The sequence below is a fragment of the Serratia sp. MF1(2023) genome (assembly GCF_030954545.1).
In the GTDB taxonomy this organism is placed as follows: Bacteria; Pseudomonadota; Gammaproteobacteria; order Enterobacterales; family Enterobacteriaceae; genus Serratia; species Serratia sarumanii.
In genome coordinates, this window is the sequence record NZ_JAVHUX010000050.1 from 17,237 (window position 1) to 32,227 (window position 14,991).

Below are 14,991 nucleotides of genomic sequence, written 5' to 3' on the forward strand. Positions count from 1 at the left end.
CTTCTCCCTACTTTGCAGCGACCTCTGGCGCGCGCTCGTTGATAAACAGCGCCATTGATTCAAGATGCCCCGTGTGCGGAAACATATCCAACATCCGCACGCGCGCAAGACGATAACCGGCGCTCAACAGCACTTTGCTGTCGCGAGCCAGCGTGGTGGGGTTACAGGAAACATACACCACCCGCGCCGGCGCCAGTTTTACAATGTGTGACATCACCCCGGCCGCACCGGCGCGGGCGGGATCCAGCATCACCTTATCAAACCCTTGTGCTGCCCAAGGTTGCCGCGCAACGTCGTCCTCCAGATTCTCGTGGAAGAACGATGCATTATTCAGCTTATTCTTATGTGCATTATATTGCCCATTCGCTACCAGCGTGGCAACACCTTCGATGCCCACCACCGCAGCGGCGCGGCGCGCCAGCGGTAGGGTAAAATTGCCCATGCCGCAGAACAGGTCCAGCACCCGATCATTGGGTTGAATGTCGAGCCATTCAAGGGCCTGCGCCACCATTTGTTGGTTTACGGCGTCATTGACCTGAATAAAGTCGCGCGGGCTGAAGTCTAAGCGTAGCCCGTCAACCTGATAATACGGCGTGTCACCGCACAGTTTTTCCACGCGATCGCTGTCCGGCGCCAGGTAAACGGCGAGGTTTTCCCGCTCGCCAAACGCCAACAGCGCCTGCCGATCCGCCTCTTTCAGCGCGTCGAGATGGCGCAGCACCAGCAGCGGGCCGTTATCCGCCAGCACCAGCTCTACATGCCCCAGCCGCCGTACCGCCTGCAGCCCGCTCAGGCAGGCGCGCACCGGCGCCAGCAGCCGTTCCAGCTCCGGCCGCAGCACCGGGCAGTGCTCCACCGCCACCAGCTCGCTGGAGGCCGCCTGTCGAAAGCCCATCATCAGGCGCTGCGGCTTGGGCTGCCACGCCAGGCTCAGGCGGGCGCGACGGCGATAGCCGTATTCCGGGCCGGCGATCACCGGCTCCTGCTGCGGGGTCACCCCGGTTTCGCGGGCGATCATGCGCACCAGCGCCGCCGCCTTGCTCTGCTGTTGCAGCGCCTCATCCGCATGCTGCTGCTGGCAGCCGCCGCACACGCCGAAATGCGGGCAGCGCGGCGCCACCCGCTGTGGGCTGCGGCTCAGCAGGCGCTTGAGCTTGCCTTTGGCGAACTGGCGCTTATCTTCGGTCAGCTGGATTTCCGCCTGCTCGCCCGGCAATACGCCCGGCACGAACACCGCTTTGCCGTCGTGGCGCGCCACGCCCTGGCCGAAAGGATCGAGATCGCTCACCGTCACGGTGAAGATTTGTGAGCTCTGCCGGGTCGTCACGCGGCGTTTGGGAGAGTAGAATTGCGCCATATTTGTCGATTGTGTGCTGGTTCATTAAGCTAGTGTCAGCTGTCAATTCTCCCACATTGGAATCCCATGACCAAATACAGCCTGCGTGCGCGCATGATGATCCTGATTCTGGCCCCGACCTTGCTGATTGGTTTGCTGCTCAGCACCTTCTTCGTGGTGCACCGCTATAACGAGCTGCAGGAGCAACTGGTCGACGCCGGCGCCAGCATCATCGAGCCGCTGGCGGTGGCCAGCGAGTACGGCATGACGTTCCGCAGCCGCGAATCGGTCAGGCAGTTGGTCAGTCTGTTGCACCGCCGCCATTCGGACATCGTGCGTTCGATCACCGTGTTCGATGCGCAGAACAATTTGTTCGTCACCTCCAATTATCACCACAACTTCGCTCAGCTGCAGCTGCCGAAAGGCGTGCCGTTGCCCACTGAGCTGATGCTCACCCGACGCGGCGATTCGCTGATCCTGCGCACGCCGATCCTGTCGGAAAGCCAGTATCCGGATGAAACCGCCGACGGCGGCAGCCACCCCGACAACAACCTGGGCTATGTGGCGATCGAGCTGGATCTGCAGTCGGTGCGGCTGCAGCAATATAAAGAGGTGTTCGTCTCCACCCTGCTGCTGTTGCTGTGCATGTGCATCGCCATCCTGTTCGCTTACCGGCTGATGCGCGACGTGACCGGCCCGATCCGCAACATGGTGAATACCGTCGACCGTATCCGCCGCGGCCAGCTCGACAGCCGCGTGGAGGGCTACATGCTCGGCGAGCTGCACATGCTGAAGAACGGCATCAACTCGATGGCGATGTCGCTCACCGCCTATCACGAAGAGATGCAGCAGAACATCGATCAGGCCACCTCCGACCTGCGTGAAACGCTGGAGCAAATGGAAATTCAGAACGTCGAGCTGGATCTGGCGAAAAAACGCGCGCAGGAAGCGGCGCGCATCAAGTCCGAATTCCTGGCCAACATGTCGCACGAGCTGCGCACCCCGCTCAACGGCGTAATCGGCTTCACCCGCCAGATGCTGAAAACCGATTTGAGCGCGACCCAGACCGACTATTTGCAGACCATCGAACGCTCGGCCAACAACCTGCTGACCATCATCAACGACGTGCTGGACTTCTCCAAGCTGGAGGCCGGCAAGCTGGTGCTGGAGCATATTCCGTTCGCCCTGCGTGAAACGCTGGACGAAGTGGTGGTGCTGCTGGCGCCCAGCGCCCACGATAAGGGGCTGGAACTGACGCTGGATGTGCACAACGACGTGCCGGAGCAGGTGATCGGCGACTCGCTGCGCCTGCAGCAAATCATCACCAACCTGCTGGGCAACGCCATCAAGTTCACCGAAACCGGCAATATCGATATTCGCGTCGAGCTGCGCAAACGGCTGGATCGCCGGGTGGAAGTGGAAGTGCAGATCCACGACACCGGCATCGGCATCTCCGAACGCCAGCAGTCGCAGCTGTTCCAGGCGTTTCGTCAGGCAGACGCCAGCATCTCCCGCCGCCACGGCGGCACCGGGCTGGGGCTGGTGATCACGCAAAAACTGGTGAAAGAGATGGGGGGCGATATCTGCTTCCACAGCCAGTTAAACCGCGGCTCGACCTTCTGGTTCCACATCACGCTGGATCTGAACGAGGGCATGCTGTCGCTGGCGCCGAGCCTGCCGGATCTGAACGGCAAAACGCTGGCCTATATCGAGTCCAACCCGACGGCGGCACAGGCGACGCTCAACATGCTCAGCGTCACGCAGCTGGTGATCACCCACTCGCCGACGCTGGCCCAGCTGCCGCCAGGCCACTATGACTTCCTGCTGGCCGGCGTGCCCATCCCGTTCCGCGCCAATATGGCGCAGCACGAGGACAAATTGCTGGCCTCGCTGAAGCTGGCCGATCGGGTGATTCTGGCGCTGCCGTGCCAGGCGCAGATCGATGCCGAGCTGCTCAAGCAACAAGGCGCGCTCGGCTGCCTGATCAAGCCGATCACCAGCACCCGGTTGTTCCCGCTGCTCAGGATGGAGACACCGACACGCCTCACCGCGCCGCCTGAGCGTAAACGCCTGCCGCTGACGGTGATGGCGGTTGACGACAACCCGGCCAACCTGAAGCTGATCGGCACGCTGCTAGGGGAACAGGTAGAAAAAACCCTGCTGTGCGAGAGCGGCGAGGAAGCGCTGGCGCTGGCGCGCGACAACGTGCTGGATCTGATCCTGATGGACATTCAGATGCCGAAGATGGACGGCATTCACGCCAGCGAGCTGATCCGCCAGCTGCCGCATCACAACTCCACGCCGATCGTCGCCGTTACCGCCCATGCCGCCAGCGGCGAGCGCGAGCACCTGCTGCAGGCCGGGATGGACGACTATCTGGCCAAGCCGATCGACGAGAAAATGCTGACCCGCGTGCTGTCGCGCTACCACAGCGGCGACGTGGAAAACGCCGTCGCCGACGACGCGCCGCTGTCGCTCGACTGGCCGCTGGCGCTGCGTCAGGCGGCCAATAAACCGGATCTGGCGCGCGATCTGCTGCAAATGCTGCTCGATTTCCTGCCGCAGGTGCGCGAGCGGGTGCAAGCGCTGCTCGACGGCCAGCATGACGACGAGATCCTCGATCTGGTCCATAAGCTGCACGGCAGTTGCAGCTACAGCGGCGTGCCGCGCCTCAAGCAGCTGTGTTTCTACCTCGAGCGGCAGCTGCGCCAGGGCGTCACCAACGACGAACTGGAGCCGGAGTGGCTGGAGCTGTTGGATGAGATTGAACTGGTGATCCACGCGGCGCGCGCGCATCTGACGCAACCGGCCTGAATCCTCAGGCCATAACGCAAAAAGGCACGCCGCAGCGTGCCTTTCTTTTTAACGCCAGACGCCTATCACTGCGCCAGCAGGTACAGCTGGCTCTCGCCGCGCTGGATATTCAACGCCAGCACCGACGGCTTGCTGTCGAGGATTTTACGCAGCTCGCCCAGGTTCTGGATCGGCTGCTGGTTCACGCCCAGGATCACATCGCCCTTTTTCAGGCCGATACGCGCCGCTGCGCTGCCGGCTTTCACGCTGTCGACCTTGACGCCCTTCACATTGCCGACCTGGGTGTTGCTCAGCTCGGCGCCTTCGATGCCGGTGTAGATATTGCCCGAGGCCACCTGAGTCTGCGCGCTTTGCTCCAGCGTGACGTCAATCGTCACCGGTTTGCCGTCGCGAATAATGCCCAGCGACATCTTGCTGCCGACCGGCAGCGTGCCGATCTCCGCCCGGAACGAGGCGAAGCTGGAGATGGCCTTGCCGTTCATGGTGACGATCACGTCGCCGGCCTTGATGCCCGCCTTCGCGGCGGAAGACTTCGGCATCACTTGGCTGACGAAGGCCCCGCGCTGCGCGTCGACCTTCATCGCCTTGGCCAGCTCAGAGTTCAGCTCGGTGCCCATGATGCCCAGCTCGCCGCGTTTCACCTGGCCATATTCGACCATTTGTGCCGTCAGGTTTTTCACCATGTTGCTCGGAATGGCGAAGCCGATACCGATGTTGCCGCCGTCCGGCGCCAGGATCGCGGTGTTGATGCCGATCAGCTCGCCGTTCAGGTTAACCAGCGCGCCGCCGGAGTTACCGCGGTTGATCGCCGCATCGGTCTGGATGAAGTTTTCATAGTTTTCGATGTTCAGGCCGCTGCGCCCCAGGGCGGATACGATGCCCGAAGTGGCGGTTTCACCCAGCCCGTACGGGTTGCCGATCGCCACGGTGTAATCGCCGACGCGCAGCTGATCGGAATCCGCCATCTTGATCGCCGTCAGATTCTTGAAGTCTTTCAGCTGGATCAACGCGATATCGGAACGCGGATCCTTGCCGATCACCTTGGCGTCGAAACGGCGGCCGTCACTCAGCTGCACCTGGATCTTGTTGGCGTTGTCCACCACGTGGTTATTGGTCACCACATAGCCCTTGGCGGCATCGATGACCACCCCGGCGCCCAGCGCCTGGAATTTCTGCTGCGTGCCCTGCGGCTGGCCATCCGGCCCTGGCTGTTCGCCGCCCTGACACATCGGCGAGCCCTGGAATGGCGAACCATCCTGGCAGAACGGCGAATCTTCGCCGAAGAACTGTTGGAACTGCTGCGGCATGCGCGGCGTATTGACCGTGGTGCTGCCCTCAACGTTAATGCTCACCACGGAAGGCATCACCTTTTCCAGCATCGGCGCCAGGCTCGGCAGCTGTTGGGTGTTGGAAGAGGCGGTTTCAGCGGCGCTGGCCGTGACCGGGCCCATCGCCATACCGATACTGAATGCCAGTGCGCTCAGAACTAATGCGGTTTTTTTCATCTGTGTGTCTCTTATAAAGTCGTTCAAAAAGAATGGCCGTCTTGCGTGCTTATTCAGAGTTAATTAATAGCCCGAAGTTCCGGCACAGATGATTGGCAATAGTAAACAAATATTGTCCGTCTTTACAAAAGTCGAGACAGCCAACCGGTTGGAATTGCTGACAATTATTCTTCAGTTGAATTATTCCGCCGCCATTAATCGACGATATTCATCATAGGCGTAAAGGTCGGTCATTCCGCTGATATAGTCCTGCAATAAACGGGCGCGGAAATAATATTCCCGAATGGCTTTCTGCTCCGGCGATAAATGCTGCAGCCCCTCTACCGCCTCCGCATACGCCAGCCGATGCTTGGTGGACAGCTTGTGGAACAGGCGCGTTTCGATCGGGTAAGCGCGGTGGCTGTCCTCGCGCACCAGCTGGCTGAAGTCCGCCAGCGACATCGCCAGCAGCGGGCTGTAAATGTCCAGCAGGCCGCTGATCACCCGGTAGCCTTGCAGCTCGAGCTGCTCGACCTCCGGGTGGTTGAACACGTGCTTGAACGCCACATTTTTAAATATTTTCAGCAGCCGGTACGCCGGGCTGGAATCCTCCAGCAGCGCCTGATTGAAACTGCCCTGATAGACCGCGTCCAGATTGTCGATAAAGCGCTGCGCCGCGTGCGGCACCAGCCGCGCCACGGTAAACACCCGCAGATACATGAAGAACTGATCTTCCGCGCTGCGCCGCGCGCCGCCCCGATCGATCTTGCGAAACGCGCTGGCGACGGTCTTGTCGAACAGATCGCCCGGCGCCACTTCGCCCCACTCCTGAATCAGGTGCTGATACAGCTGCTCGACGGTGAAAATGCTCTTCTCCACCGCGTCTTCCAGATCGGCCACGCAGTACGAGATATCGTCGGCGGCCTCCATAATGTAGGTCAGCGGGAAACGATCGAACTCGCCCATGTGCAGCTCGCGCCGCAGCCGATCGACGAAAGCCTCTTCCGCCAGATAGTAGCCGGGCTTTTTCATCAGATAGCTGTGGCTGGCGGGGATGTCGCTCGCCCAGTAGGCCGGGCGGGTGTATTTCAAAATGCAGCCGACCTGCGCGTAGGTCAGGTTGAGCTTCAGCAGGCTGTACACCATGCGGATCGCCTGGGCGTTGCCCTCGAAGTGGCTGAGATCCTGACGGATCCGGCTGCGCAGCCGGTTCAGATCGCTCTCCCCTTCATGCAGGCGCAGCGTCGCCACCTGGCAGCGATCGTGGCTGCCCGGCTCGCTGCCGCAGCTGGCGGGATCGAGCCGTTGGGCGAACCAGTCGTTGATCGCCGACTCACCGAAGTGACCGAACGGCGGATTGCCGATGTCGTGCATCAGACAGGCCATTTCCACGATGCTTTCAAACGGATCGAGCAGCCGGGTCAGGCCGAGCTCATCAATTCTCCCCGCCTGTTTGAAGCGGTTGAGGATCTCTTTGGCGATGTGGCGCCCGACCTGCTGCACCTCCATCGAGTGCGTCAGGCGGCTGCGCACCGCCGCGTTGCGCTCCAGCGGAAACACCTGGGTTTTTTGCTGCAGACGGCGAATGGCGGCCGAGTTGACGATGCGCCCGCGATCGCTCTCGAACTGCCGCACGATGTCGTACTCTTCCTCGGCCTCGATCGGTTTGCTGAAAGGCCGTTGGAAGCTGATTTTTTGCTTGAAGTCGATCCCGGACATCTGTTTCTCCGCCGTTGCGCCCTGCCCCCGTGATAACAATTCCCGGCGGCGGATGCAACGCATTATCTCTCTCACACAGCCATGATAGACTATGCCGCAATTCTCACGGCCAATCAGCGAGTGTTATTTATGAAAGTAGGCATCATCGGCGCAATGGAGCAGGAAGTCACCCTGCTGCGCGATCAAATCGAAAACCGTCAAACCATTCAGCGCGCGGGCTGCGAAATCTACACCGGCCAGATCGGCGGCGTTGAGGTGGCCCTGCTGAAATCCGGCATCGGCAAAGTTTCTGCGGCCATGGGCACCACCCTGCTGCTGGAACACTGCAGCCCGGATCTGGTGATCAACACCGGTTCCGCCGGCGGCCTGGCCAGCACCCTGCGCGTGGGCGATATCGTGGTGTCGGAAGAAGTGCGCTACCACGACGCCGACGTCACCGCCTTCGGCTACGAGCCGGGCCAGATGGCCGGCTGCCCGGCGGCGTTCGTCGCCGACGACGCGCTGATCGCGCTGGCGGAAGGCTGCATCAAACAGCTGGATCTGCACGCGGTGCGCGGCCTGATCTGCAGCGGTGACGCCTTCATCAACGGCGCCGAGCCGCTGGCGCGCATTCGCGCCACCTTCCCGCGCGTCGCCGCCGTGGAAATGGAAGCCGCGGCGATCGCCCACGTCTGCCATCTGTTCGGCACGCCGTTCGTGGTGGTGCGCGCCATTTCCGACGTCGCCGACAGCGAGTCGCACATGAGCTTTGACGAGTTCCTGGTGGTAGCGGCCAAACAGTCCACGCTGATGGTCAACGCCATGCTGCAAACCCTGGCCAAGCGCGGTTGATGTGAGGCTGCGCTTTACCTCGATGCTCTGTTTGTTGGCGCTCTGGCTGGCCATGCCGGCCGGCGCCGCCCAGCGGGTGATCAGCCTGGCGCCCAACGCCACCGAACTCGCCTATGCCGCCGGCATGGGCGATGTGCTGGTGGCGGCGAGCGCCTATTCCGATTATCCGCCGCAGGCCGCCAGGCTGGAGCAGGTGGCCTCCTGGCAGGGCATCAATCTGGAACGGGTGCTGGCGCTCAAGCCAGACCTGATCCTCGCCTGGCGCGGCGGCAATCCGCAGCGCGTGCTGGATCAGCTCGCCGCGTTCGGCATCCCAATTTTCTATGCGGACGCCGACAATCTCGAAGGGATCGCCGGCTTGCTGGATAAGCTGGCGCAATACAGCCCGCACCCGGAGCAGGCGCATCAGGCGGCGGAAGGCCTTCGCCGCCAGTTCGCCGCTCTCAAACAACAGTACGCCGCTAACTCGCCACGGCGCGTGCTGCTGCAGTTCGGCACCCAGCCGCTGTTCACCAGCGCCGGCGCCACATTGCAAAGCCAGGTGCTGGCGCTGTGCGGCGGGCAGAACGTCTTCGCCGACAGCCGCACCCCTTGGCCGCAAATCAGCCGCGAGCAGGTGCTGGCGCGTCGGCCGCAGGCCATCGTCATCACCGGCGGCGCGAAAGAAGCCGCCAATGTGAAAGCCTTCTGGGCGCCGCAGCTGCAGGTGCCGGTGATCGCGCTGAACGAAGACTGGTTCAACCGCGGCGGGCCGCGCATCCTGTTGGCGGCGCAGCAGCTGTGCCGCCAGCTGGCGGAGATCCGCTGATGCTGGTGTTCTGGTTGGATATTCTCGGTACGGCGGTGTTCGCCATCTCCGGCGTACTGCTGGCCGGCAAGTTGCGCATGGATCCGTTCGGCGTGCTGGTATTGGGCGTGGTCACCGCGGTCGGCGGCGGCACCATCCGCGACATGGCGCTGGCCAACGGCCCGGTGTTCTGGGTCAAGGATCCCACCGATCTGGTGGTGGCGATGATCACCTGCGTCTTGACGCTGCTGCTGGTGCGCCAGCCGCGCCGTCTGCCGCAGTGGGTGCTGCCGGTGCTGGACGCCGTCGGACTGGCGGTGTTCGTCGGCATCGGCGTCAACAAGGCCTTCGCAGCCGGCACCGGCCCGCTGGTGGCAATCTGCATGGGGGTGATCACCGGCGTCGGCGGCGGCATTATCCGCGACGTGCTGGCGCGCGAGATCCCGATGATCCTGCGCACCGAGATTTACGCCACCGCCTGCATCATCGGCGGCATCGTGCACGCCACGGCGTTTTACACCTTCAGCATGCCGCTGCAACAGGCCATGATGCTGGGCATGATCATCACCCTGGCCATTCGGTTGGCGGCCATCCGCTGGCACCTCAAATTGCCCGCCTTTATTCTCGAACGCTGAGCCGTCGCCCTGTGGGGCGGCGCTTGGCAACGCCGCATTGGGTGATTTATTAGACTAAAAACGGGCTTGGTGGTATTATTTTCACCCAATAAATAGCGTAGTGACGATGTAAAATTCTGTTATCCGCAGGTTAATCCCCTCCCCGCGCTGTTAAACCTTTTTAACTTTTTGCCGATAAGTCATCACAAGATTGCTTACGGATGGCTATTCCCGCAATGATGAAAAAAATCCTGCTTGCCTGCTGTGGCGCCCTGCTGAGTGGCGCCGCGCATGCCGATGCCGTCAGCGGCCGGATCGGCGTTACTCTGACCATTGAACCGCAATGCGCCGTGCGCCTCGAGGCCGCCGCCCCACGGGCCGAATGCAGCCATGCGGCGGCGCAGCCGAACATTACCCGCCAACCGGCGCTGGAGAACGGGGCGGAAGTGATCCTCGTGGAATGGTAGGCATAAAAAAACCCGCCGGCCGTAAGGCGAGCGGGTTGATATTCTGACAGGCAAACTCAGATGCTGAACGACGAACCGCAACCGCAGGTGGTTTTGGCATTCGGGTTGGTCACCACGAAGCGCGACCCTTCCAGCCCTTCGGTGTAGTCCACCGAGCCGCCGACCAGATACTGCAGGCTCATCGGATCGACCACCAGCGCCACGCCCTGCTTCTCGATGGTCATATCGCCATCGTTGACCTTGTCGTCAAAAGTGAAGCCGTACTGGAATCCGCTGCAGCCGCCGCCGGTAATGTAAACCCGCAGCTTAAGGTTCGGGTTTTCTTCGTCAGCAATCAGGAACTTAACCTTGTTTGCTGCTGCCTCGGTAAATTGCAGGGGCAGTGCCGTTTGATCACTCATACTCTTTACTCCCAACATTGTTCAGCATCAGATCGCTACTATGGCTGCCTGATTAATATTAACGATTATCCGATACCTGAGTGTTGCGTTCAAGTATTCACCGCATTTGTTGTATTTTCCTTACCTGTTTTCTCCGCCGCTTCCCGCGCCAGCTGCGCCTCCTGCCTTTGCAGCGTGCGGGCCAGGATCGACGAATACAGCGGCTTGCCGCCGAGCAGCTGCGCCACCACCGTGGCGCCGAGGCAGGTGATGATCATCGGTAAAATGAGTTGGTAGTTGTCGGTCATTTCCAGCACCAGCACGATGCCGGTCAGCGGGGCGCGCACCGTAGCGGCGAACAGCGCCCCCATGCCGGCGATGGCGAAGGTGCCCGCTTCGATGCCGTACTGCGGGAACAGGTGCGCCCCGGCCAGCCCAAAGGCGGTGCCGAACAGCGTGCCCAGCGCCAGCATAGGCGCGAAGATGCCGCCCGGCGCGCCGGAGCCGAAGCACAGCAGCGTAGTGAAGATGCGGGTAATAAAGATGAACATCAACATGCCGACGCTGTAATTGCCCGCCGCGGCGATCGGGATCAGCCCAAAGCCGCCACCCGCCGCCTCCGGCTGGATCAGCCCCAGAATGCCGCACACGCCGCCGAGCAGCCCGCCCATCAGCAAGACATTGCGCATTCTGCCGCCGTGCAAACGCGCGAACATATCCTGAGTGCGGAAGATCAGCGCGTTGAATCCCACGCCCACCGCGCCGAATATCGCCCCCAGCACCAGATAGAGCCACAGGGTATTAATGGGCGCCGAAGAAAGTTTGTCGACCGCGATCACCGAGCCCTGGCCGTTAAACAGCTGGAACACCACGCTCGACATGATAACGCCGATAAACACCGCTTTAATCGAGATCAGGTTGTAGCGGAACTGCGGCCGCATCTCTTCGATGATGAACAAGATGCCGGCCAGCGGCGCGTTGAACGCAGCGGACAACCCGGCGGCAGCCCCGGTCGCCAGCAGCGTATGACGCGCCTCGGCGCCGCGAATGCGCAGCACGTCCAATACCATGCGCCCGACGTTGCCGCCCATTTGCACCGTGGGCCCTTCGCGCCCCAGCACCATGCCCGCCCCCAGCGTGCCCATGCCGCCGATGAATTTCACCGGGATAACGCGCCACCAGCGCACCGGCCGCAGCTCCTCCAGCGCGCCTTCGATCTCCGGAATGCCCGAGCCGCCCGCCTCAGGGGCAAAGCGCCGCACCAGGTAATAGCCCAGCGCCGCCAGCGCGGCGGACAGGATAAACGCCAGCGGCCACACCAGGATCCAGGAGTCGGCGACCTGCGCCAGCGAAGCCAGCCGCTGCTGCTGCACCCACTCCACCGCCTTATCGAAGGCCACGCCGAGCAAACCGGCCAGCGTCCCCACCAGCGCGGCCATCACCAGGATCGCCACCGGCGTTTTATCGCGGCGAATAAACTGACGCACCGCATCGCTGCGGCTAAGACGCGGGCTCAACGTCCCGACTGGCTGTGATTGTGATTCCGTCATCGCGAGTAATTCGTTAGGTAATTTGTAATACAAATAGGCAAGGCGGTTATTCTACCCCAACCCGGCGGCGGGCGCTGCCGTTAATGGTATCTGACTGTGATCGTTTCATAACGCGGCGCTCTCCTCTAGAATAGCGCGGTCAAATCATTCAAAAGAGAATCCAGGAGCCGATTTATGAGCCTACACAGCAAGTCCGAAAGTCTGTACGCCCAGGCGCAACAGTTGATCCCCGGCGGGGTGAACTCTCCGGTGCGTGCATTCACCGGCGTGGGTGGTGTGCCGCTGTTTATCGAGCGGGCAGACGGGGCTTATCTGTTCGATGCCGACGGCAAGGCCTATATCGACTATGTCGGTTCCTGGGGGCCGATGGTGCTGGGACACAACCACCCGGCGATCCGCGACGCGGTGATCGAAGCGGCGCAGCGCGGCCTGAGCTTCGGCGCGCCGACCGAGATGGAAGTCAAAATGGCGCAGCTGGTCACTGAGCTGGTGCCGACGATGGATATGGTGCGCATGGTGAACTCGGGCACCGAAGCCACCATGAGCGCCATCCGCCTGGCGCGCGGCTACACCAACCGCGACAAAATCATCAAGTTCGAAGGCTGCTACCACGGCCACGCCGACTGCCTGCTGGTGAAAGCCGGTTCCGGCGCGCTGACCCTCGGCCAGCCGAACTCACCGGGCGTGCCGGCCGATTTCGCCAAGCACACCCTGACCTGCACCTATAACGACCTGGATTCGGTGCGGGCCGCCTTCGAGCAGTACCCGTCCGAGATCGCCTGTATCATCGTCGAGCCGGTTGCCGGCAACATGAACTGCGTGCCGCCGCTGCCGGAATTCCTGCCGGGCCTGCGCGCGCTGTGCGACAAGTACGGCGCGCTCTTGATCATCGATGAAGTGATGACCGGCTTCCGCGTGGCGCTGGCCGGCGCACAGTCCTATTACGGCATCGAGCCGGATCTGACCTGCCTCGGCAAAATTATCGGCGGCGGCATGCCGGTGGGCGCCTTCGGCGGCCGCCGCGACGTGATGGACGCGCTGGCGCCGACCGGCCCGGTCTACCAGGCGGGCACCCTGTCCGGCAACCCGATCGCCATGGCGGCGGGCTATGCCTGCCTGACCGAAGTGTCGCAGGTGGGCGTGCACCAGACGCTGACCGAACTGACCGAGATGCTGGCCGCTGGCCTGCTGCACGCGGCGCAGGAAGAGAATATCCCGCTGGTGGTCAACAACGTCGGCGGCATGTTCGGCCTGTTCTTCACCGACGCGCCGGCGGTCACCTGCTACCAGGACGTGATGCAGTGCGACGTGGAACGCTTCAAGCGCTTCTTCCACCTGATGCTGGAGGAAGGGGTGTATCTGGCGCCGTCCGCCTTCGAAGCGGGCTTCATGTCCGTGGCGCACAGCAAGGAAGACATTCAGCGCACCATCGACGCCGCGCGTCGCTGCTTCGCCAAGCTGTAATCCCGGCCGAATGACCAAAAAAACGGGCGCCTCGGCGCCCGTTTTGCTTTTCGCTGCCACTTAAAGCAGCGTGCCGTAAATGGTCAACAGCGCCACCACCACCACGATGATCATCGTCACCTTGCGCGCCAGCGTCACCGCCGCCCGCGGCGTTTGCACCGGATCCATATGCGGATCGCGCGCCAGCGAGAACTGCGCCAGCCGCGTCAGCACCTGATACGACGATGAATGCCGATCCCCCAGCGAGGCGAACCAGGCCGGCAGCGCCCGCTCGCCGTGGCCGAACAGCGCATAGGCCACCCCGGCCAAGCGCACCGGGATCCAGTCCAGCCAGTTCAGCAGGTGATCGATGCCCGATTGCGAACGCTCCAGCGGCGTATTGTGGCGCGCCAGCCAGGTTTGATAGGCGCGCAGGAAGGCATACCCCGCCAGCGCGATCGGCCCGTAAGGCCCAAAGACCACGAACCAGAACAGCGGCGCCAGGTAATAACGGAAGTTGATCCACAGCAGCGCGTTTTGCAGCTCGCGCAGGCGCAGCTCTTCGCTGCAGTCCACCGGCAAACCGTGGATCAACGCCAGCTCTTCCGCCATCTGATCGCTGGCGTGGGTATCGCCCTGCCGCGCCGCTTTCAGATAGGCGCGGTAGTGTTTGCGCTTGATGCCGGCGCCGACGCACAGCAGATCGATGACGATCCACAGCAGCAGCGTCACCACGCCGAAGAACAACCCGTGCGACAGCCACAGAACGCCCCAGACGACCACCATCCAGGCGGCGGTCATCGCCAGCGTCTGCGCCAGCGAAACCCGATGCAGCCGCTGAAACACCACTTCGAGACGGTGATCCAGCTGCCAGTGTTCTCCCAGCTTAAACAGGCGCTCCCAGGCCAAAACCAGCAACAGCGTAAACAGCGTCATTAGCGATTCCTCTCCCTTTTTCTTGTCTCAAGCATAGCGTCAGCGGGCGCGCCGCGTTGTTCCAGAGATGCCAGATAGCGATCCCAATCGAACGCCGGCCCGGGATCGGTCTTGCGGCCGGGGGCGATATCGCAATGCCCGGCGATATTGGCCGCCAGCGGCGGATAATGTTCGGCCAGCAGCGCGGTGACCGCCTGCAGCGCGCGGTATTGCGCCTCGGTGTAGGGTAACTGATCGGTGCCTTCCAGCTCGATGCCGATGGAGAAATCGTTGCACCGGTCGCGCCCCTGATACAGGGAAACGCCCGCGTGCCAGGCGCGCTGGTCGAAGGGCACGTACTGCACGATCTCCCCGTCGCGGCGGATCAGGCAGTGCGCCGACACCCGCAGCTGATGGATCTCGGCAAAATAGGGATGCTGTGCGGGATCGAGCGTGCCGGTAAACAGCTGGTCGATATAGGGGCCGCCGAACTCGCCGGGCGGCAGGCTGATGTTGTGGATGACCAGCAGCGACGGCGGCTCGTCATCCGGGCGCCGATCGCAGTGCGGCGAGACCACTCGCGTCACCCCGATAATCCAGCCATTTTCCAACTGCATCAGACACCTCTCTGCGGTGGTACTTATTCCTGCA

The 14,991-nt window shown here is 62.3% G+C and carries 13 protein-coding genes; 6 read left to right on the forward strand and 7 right to left on the reverse strand.

Translation table 11 applies throughout. From position 1 onward, the window contains the following. Nucleotides 1-7: 7 nt before the first annotated feature. Nucleotides 8-1,357: a 23S rRNA (uracil(1939)-C(5))-methyltransferase RlmD gene (gene rlmD, locus REA38_RS23840; RefSeq protein WP_033652930.1), complete on the reverse strand. Its 1,350-nt coding sequence runs from the start codon at nt 1,355-1,357 to the stop codon at nt 8-10. A gap of 66 nt (nt 1,358-1,423) precedes the next feature. On the opposite strand from rlmD, the gene barA reads away from it, so the two are divergent. Continuing rightward, nucleotides 1,424-4,150 carry a two-component sensor histidine kinase BarA gene (gene barA, locus REA38_RS23845; RefSeq protein WP_041033294.1) on the forward strand — a complete coding sequence of 909 codons (2,727 nt, stop codon included), beginning with the start codon at nt 1,424-1,426 and terminating at the stop codon, nt 4,148-4,150. 65 nt (nt 4,151-4,215) lie between these two features. On the opposite strand, the gene degP is transcribed toward barA, so the two are convergent. Continuing rightward, nucleotides 4,216-5,655 (reverse strand): serine endoprotease DegP, encoded by a 1,440-nt coding sequence (gene degP, locus REA38_RS23850; protein WP_033649228.1) that lies wholly within the window; start codon nt 5,653-5,655, stop codon nt 4,216-4,218. A gap of 180 nt (nt 5,656-5,835) precedes the next feature. Then, nucleotides 5,836-7,353, reverse strand: coding sequence for a dGTPase (gene dgt, locus REA38_RS23855; RefSeq protein WP_308886749.1), 1,518 nt, complete (start codon nt 7,351-7,353; stop codon nt 5,836-5,838). 129 nt (nt 7,354-7,482) lie between these two features. On the opposite strand from dgt, the gene mtnN reads away from it, so the two are divergent. From mtnN to REA38_RS23875, 4 genes are all read left to right on the forward strand, one after another. Next, complete coding sequence (gene mtnN / locus REA38_RS23860; protein WP_033637132.1) at nt 7,483-8,184, forward strand: 5'-methylthioadenosine/S-adenosylhomocysteine nucleosidase; 702 nt, start codon at nt 7,483-7,485, stop codon at nt 8,182-8,184. 22 nt (nt 8,185-8,206) lie between these two features. Further along, a complete protein-coding gene (gene btuF / locus REA38_RS23865; protein ID WP_060445937.1) occupies nt 8,207-8,992 on the forward strand; it encodes a vitamin B12 ABC transporter substrate-binding protein BtuF in 786 nt (261 codons plus the stop codon). Next, nucleotides 8,992-9,606, forward strand: coding sequence for a TRIC cation channel family protein (locus tag REA38_RS23870; protein ID WP_033637131.1), 615 nt, complete (start codon nt 8,992-8,994; stop codon nt 9,604-9,606). The genes btuF and REA38_RS23870 overlap by 1 nt, the downstream gene beginning before the upstream one ends. Before the next feature lie 200 nt (nt 9,607-9,806). Further along, nucleotides 9,807-10,052, forward strand: a complete 246-nt coding sequence (locus REA38_RS23875; RefSeq protein WP_033652924.1) for a hypothetical protein — start codon at nt 9,807-9,809, stop codon at nt 10,050-10,052. Between the two features lie 56 nt (nt 10,053-10,108). On the opposite strand, the gene erpA is transcribed toward REA38_RS23875, so the two are convergent. Further along, entirely contained in the window at nt 10,109-10,453 is a 345-nt protein-coding gene (gene erpA, locus REA38_RS23880; protein ID WP_004932708.1) for an iron-sulfur cluster insertion protein ErpA, read from the reverse strand. 89 nt (nt 10,454-10,542) lie between these two features. Next, nucleotides 10,543-11,982 carry a H(+)/Cl(-) exchange transporter ClcA gene (clcA, locus tag REA38_RS23885; protein ID WP_033637129.1) on the reverse strand — a complete coding sequence of 480 codons (1,440 nt, stop codon included), beginning with the start codon at nt 11,980-11,982 and terminating at the stop codon, nt 10,543-10,545. A 174-nt stretch (nt 11,983-12,156) separates the two neighbouring features. Here clcA and hemL point away from each other — a divergent pair, with 174 nt between their 5' ends. After that, nucleotides 12,157-13,446, forward strand: a complete 1,290-nt coding sequence (gene hemL, locus REA38_RS23890; protein ID WP_110157310.1) for a glutamate-1-semialdehyde 2,1-aminomutase — start codon at nt 12,157-12,159, stop codon at nt 13,444-13,446. 60 nt (nt 13,447-13,506) lie between these two features. On the opposite strand, the gene ampE is transcribed toward hemL, so the two are convergent. Both ampE and ampD read right to left on the reverse strand, forming a co-directional pair. After that, nucleotides 13,507-14,361: a beta-lactamase regulator AmpE gene (gene ampE, locus REA38_RS23895; RefSeq protein ID WP_025301586.1), complete on the reverse strand. Its 855-nt coding sequence runs from the start codon at nt 14,359-14,361 to the stop codon at nt 13,507-13,509. Then, nucleotides 14,361-14,957 (reverse strand): 1,6-anhydro-N-acetylmuramyl-L-alanine amidase AmpD, encoded by a 597-nt coding sequence (gene ampD / locus REA38_RS23900; protein ID WP_033649217.1) that lies wholly within the window; start codon nt 14,955-14,957, stop codon nt 14,361-14,363. Before ampD ends, ampE begins: the two co-directional genes overlap by 1 nt. Nucleotides 14,958-14,991: the final 34 nt, after the last annotated feature.

Bases quoted from the DNA above. Each gene is read 5' to 3' on its own strand.
- ampD (WP_033649217.1), bottom strand. From the start codon at position 14,957: ATGCAGTTGGAAAATGGCTGGATTATCGGGGTGACGCGAGTGGTCTCG.
- mtnN (WP_033637132.1), top strand. From the start codon at position 7,483: ATGAAAGTAGGCATCATCGGCGCAATGGAGCAGGAAGTCACCCTGCTG.
- dgt (WP_308886749.1), bottom strand. From the start codon at position 7,353: ATGTCCGGGATCGACTTCAAGCAAAAAATCAGCTTCCAACGGCCTTTC.
- btuF (WP_060445937.1), top strand. From the start codon at position 8,207: ATGCTCTGTTTGTTGGCGCTCTGGCTGGCCATGCCGGCCGGCGCCGCC.
- clcA (WP_033637129.1), bottom strand. From the start codon at position 11,982: ATGACGGAATCACAATCACAGCCAGTCGGGACGTTGAGCCCGCGTCTT.
- REA38_RS23870 (WP_033637131.1), top strand. From the start codon at position 8,992: ATGCTGGTGTTCTGGTTGGATATTCTCGGTACGGCGGTGTTCGCCATC.
- hemL (WP_110157310.1), top strand. From the start codon at position 12,157: ATGAGCCTACACAGCAAGTCCGAAAGTCTGTACGCCCAGGCGCAACAG.
- ampE (WP_025301586.1), bottom strand. From the start codon at position 14,361: ATGACGCTGTTTACGCTGTTGCTGGTTTTGGCCTGGGAGCGCCTGTTT.
- REA38_RS23875 (WP_033652924.1), top strand. From the start codon at position 9,807: ATGGCTATTCCCGCAATGATGAAAAAAATCCTGCTTGCCTGCTGTGGC.
- rlmD (WP_033652930.1), bottom strand. From the start codon at position 1,357: ATGGCGCAATTCTACTCTCCCAAACGCCGCGTGACGACCCGGCAGAGC.
- degP (WP_033649228.1), bottom strand. From the start codon at position 5,655: ATGAAAAAAACCGCATTAGTTCTGAGCGCACTGGCATTCAGTATCGGT.
- barA (WP_041033294.1), top strand. From the start codon at position 1,424: ATGACCAAATACAGCCTGCGTGCGCGCATGATGATCCTGATTCTGGCC.
- erpA (WP_004932708.1), bottom strand. From the start codon at position 10,453: ATGAGTGATCAAACGGCACTGCCCCTGCAATTTACCGAGGCAGCAGCA.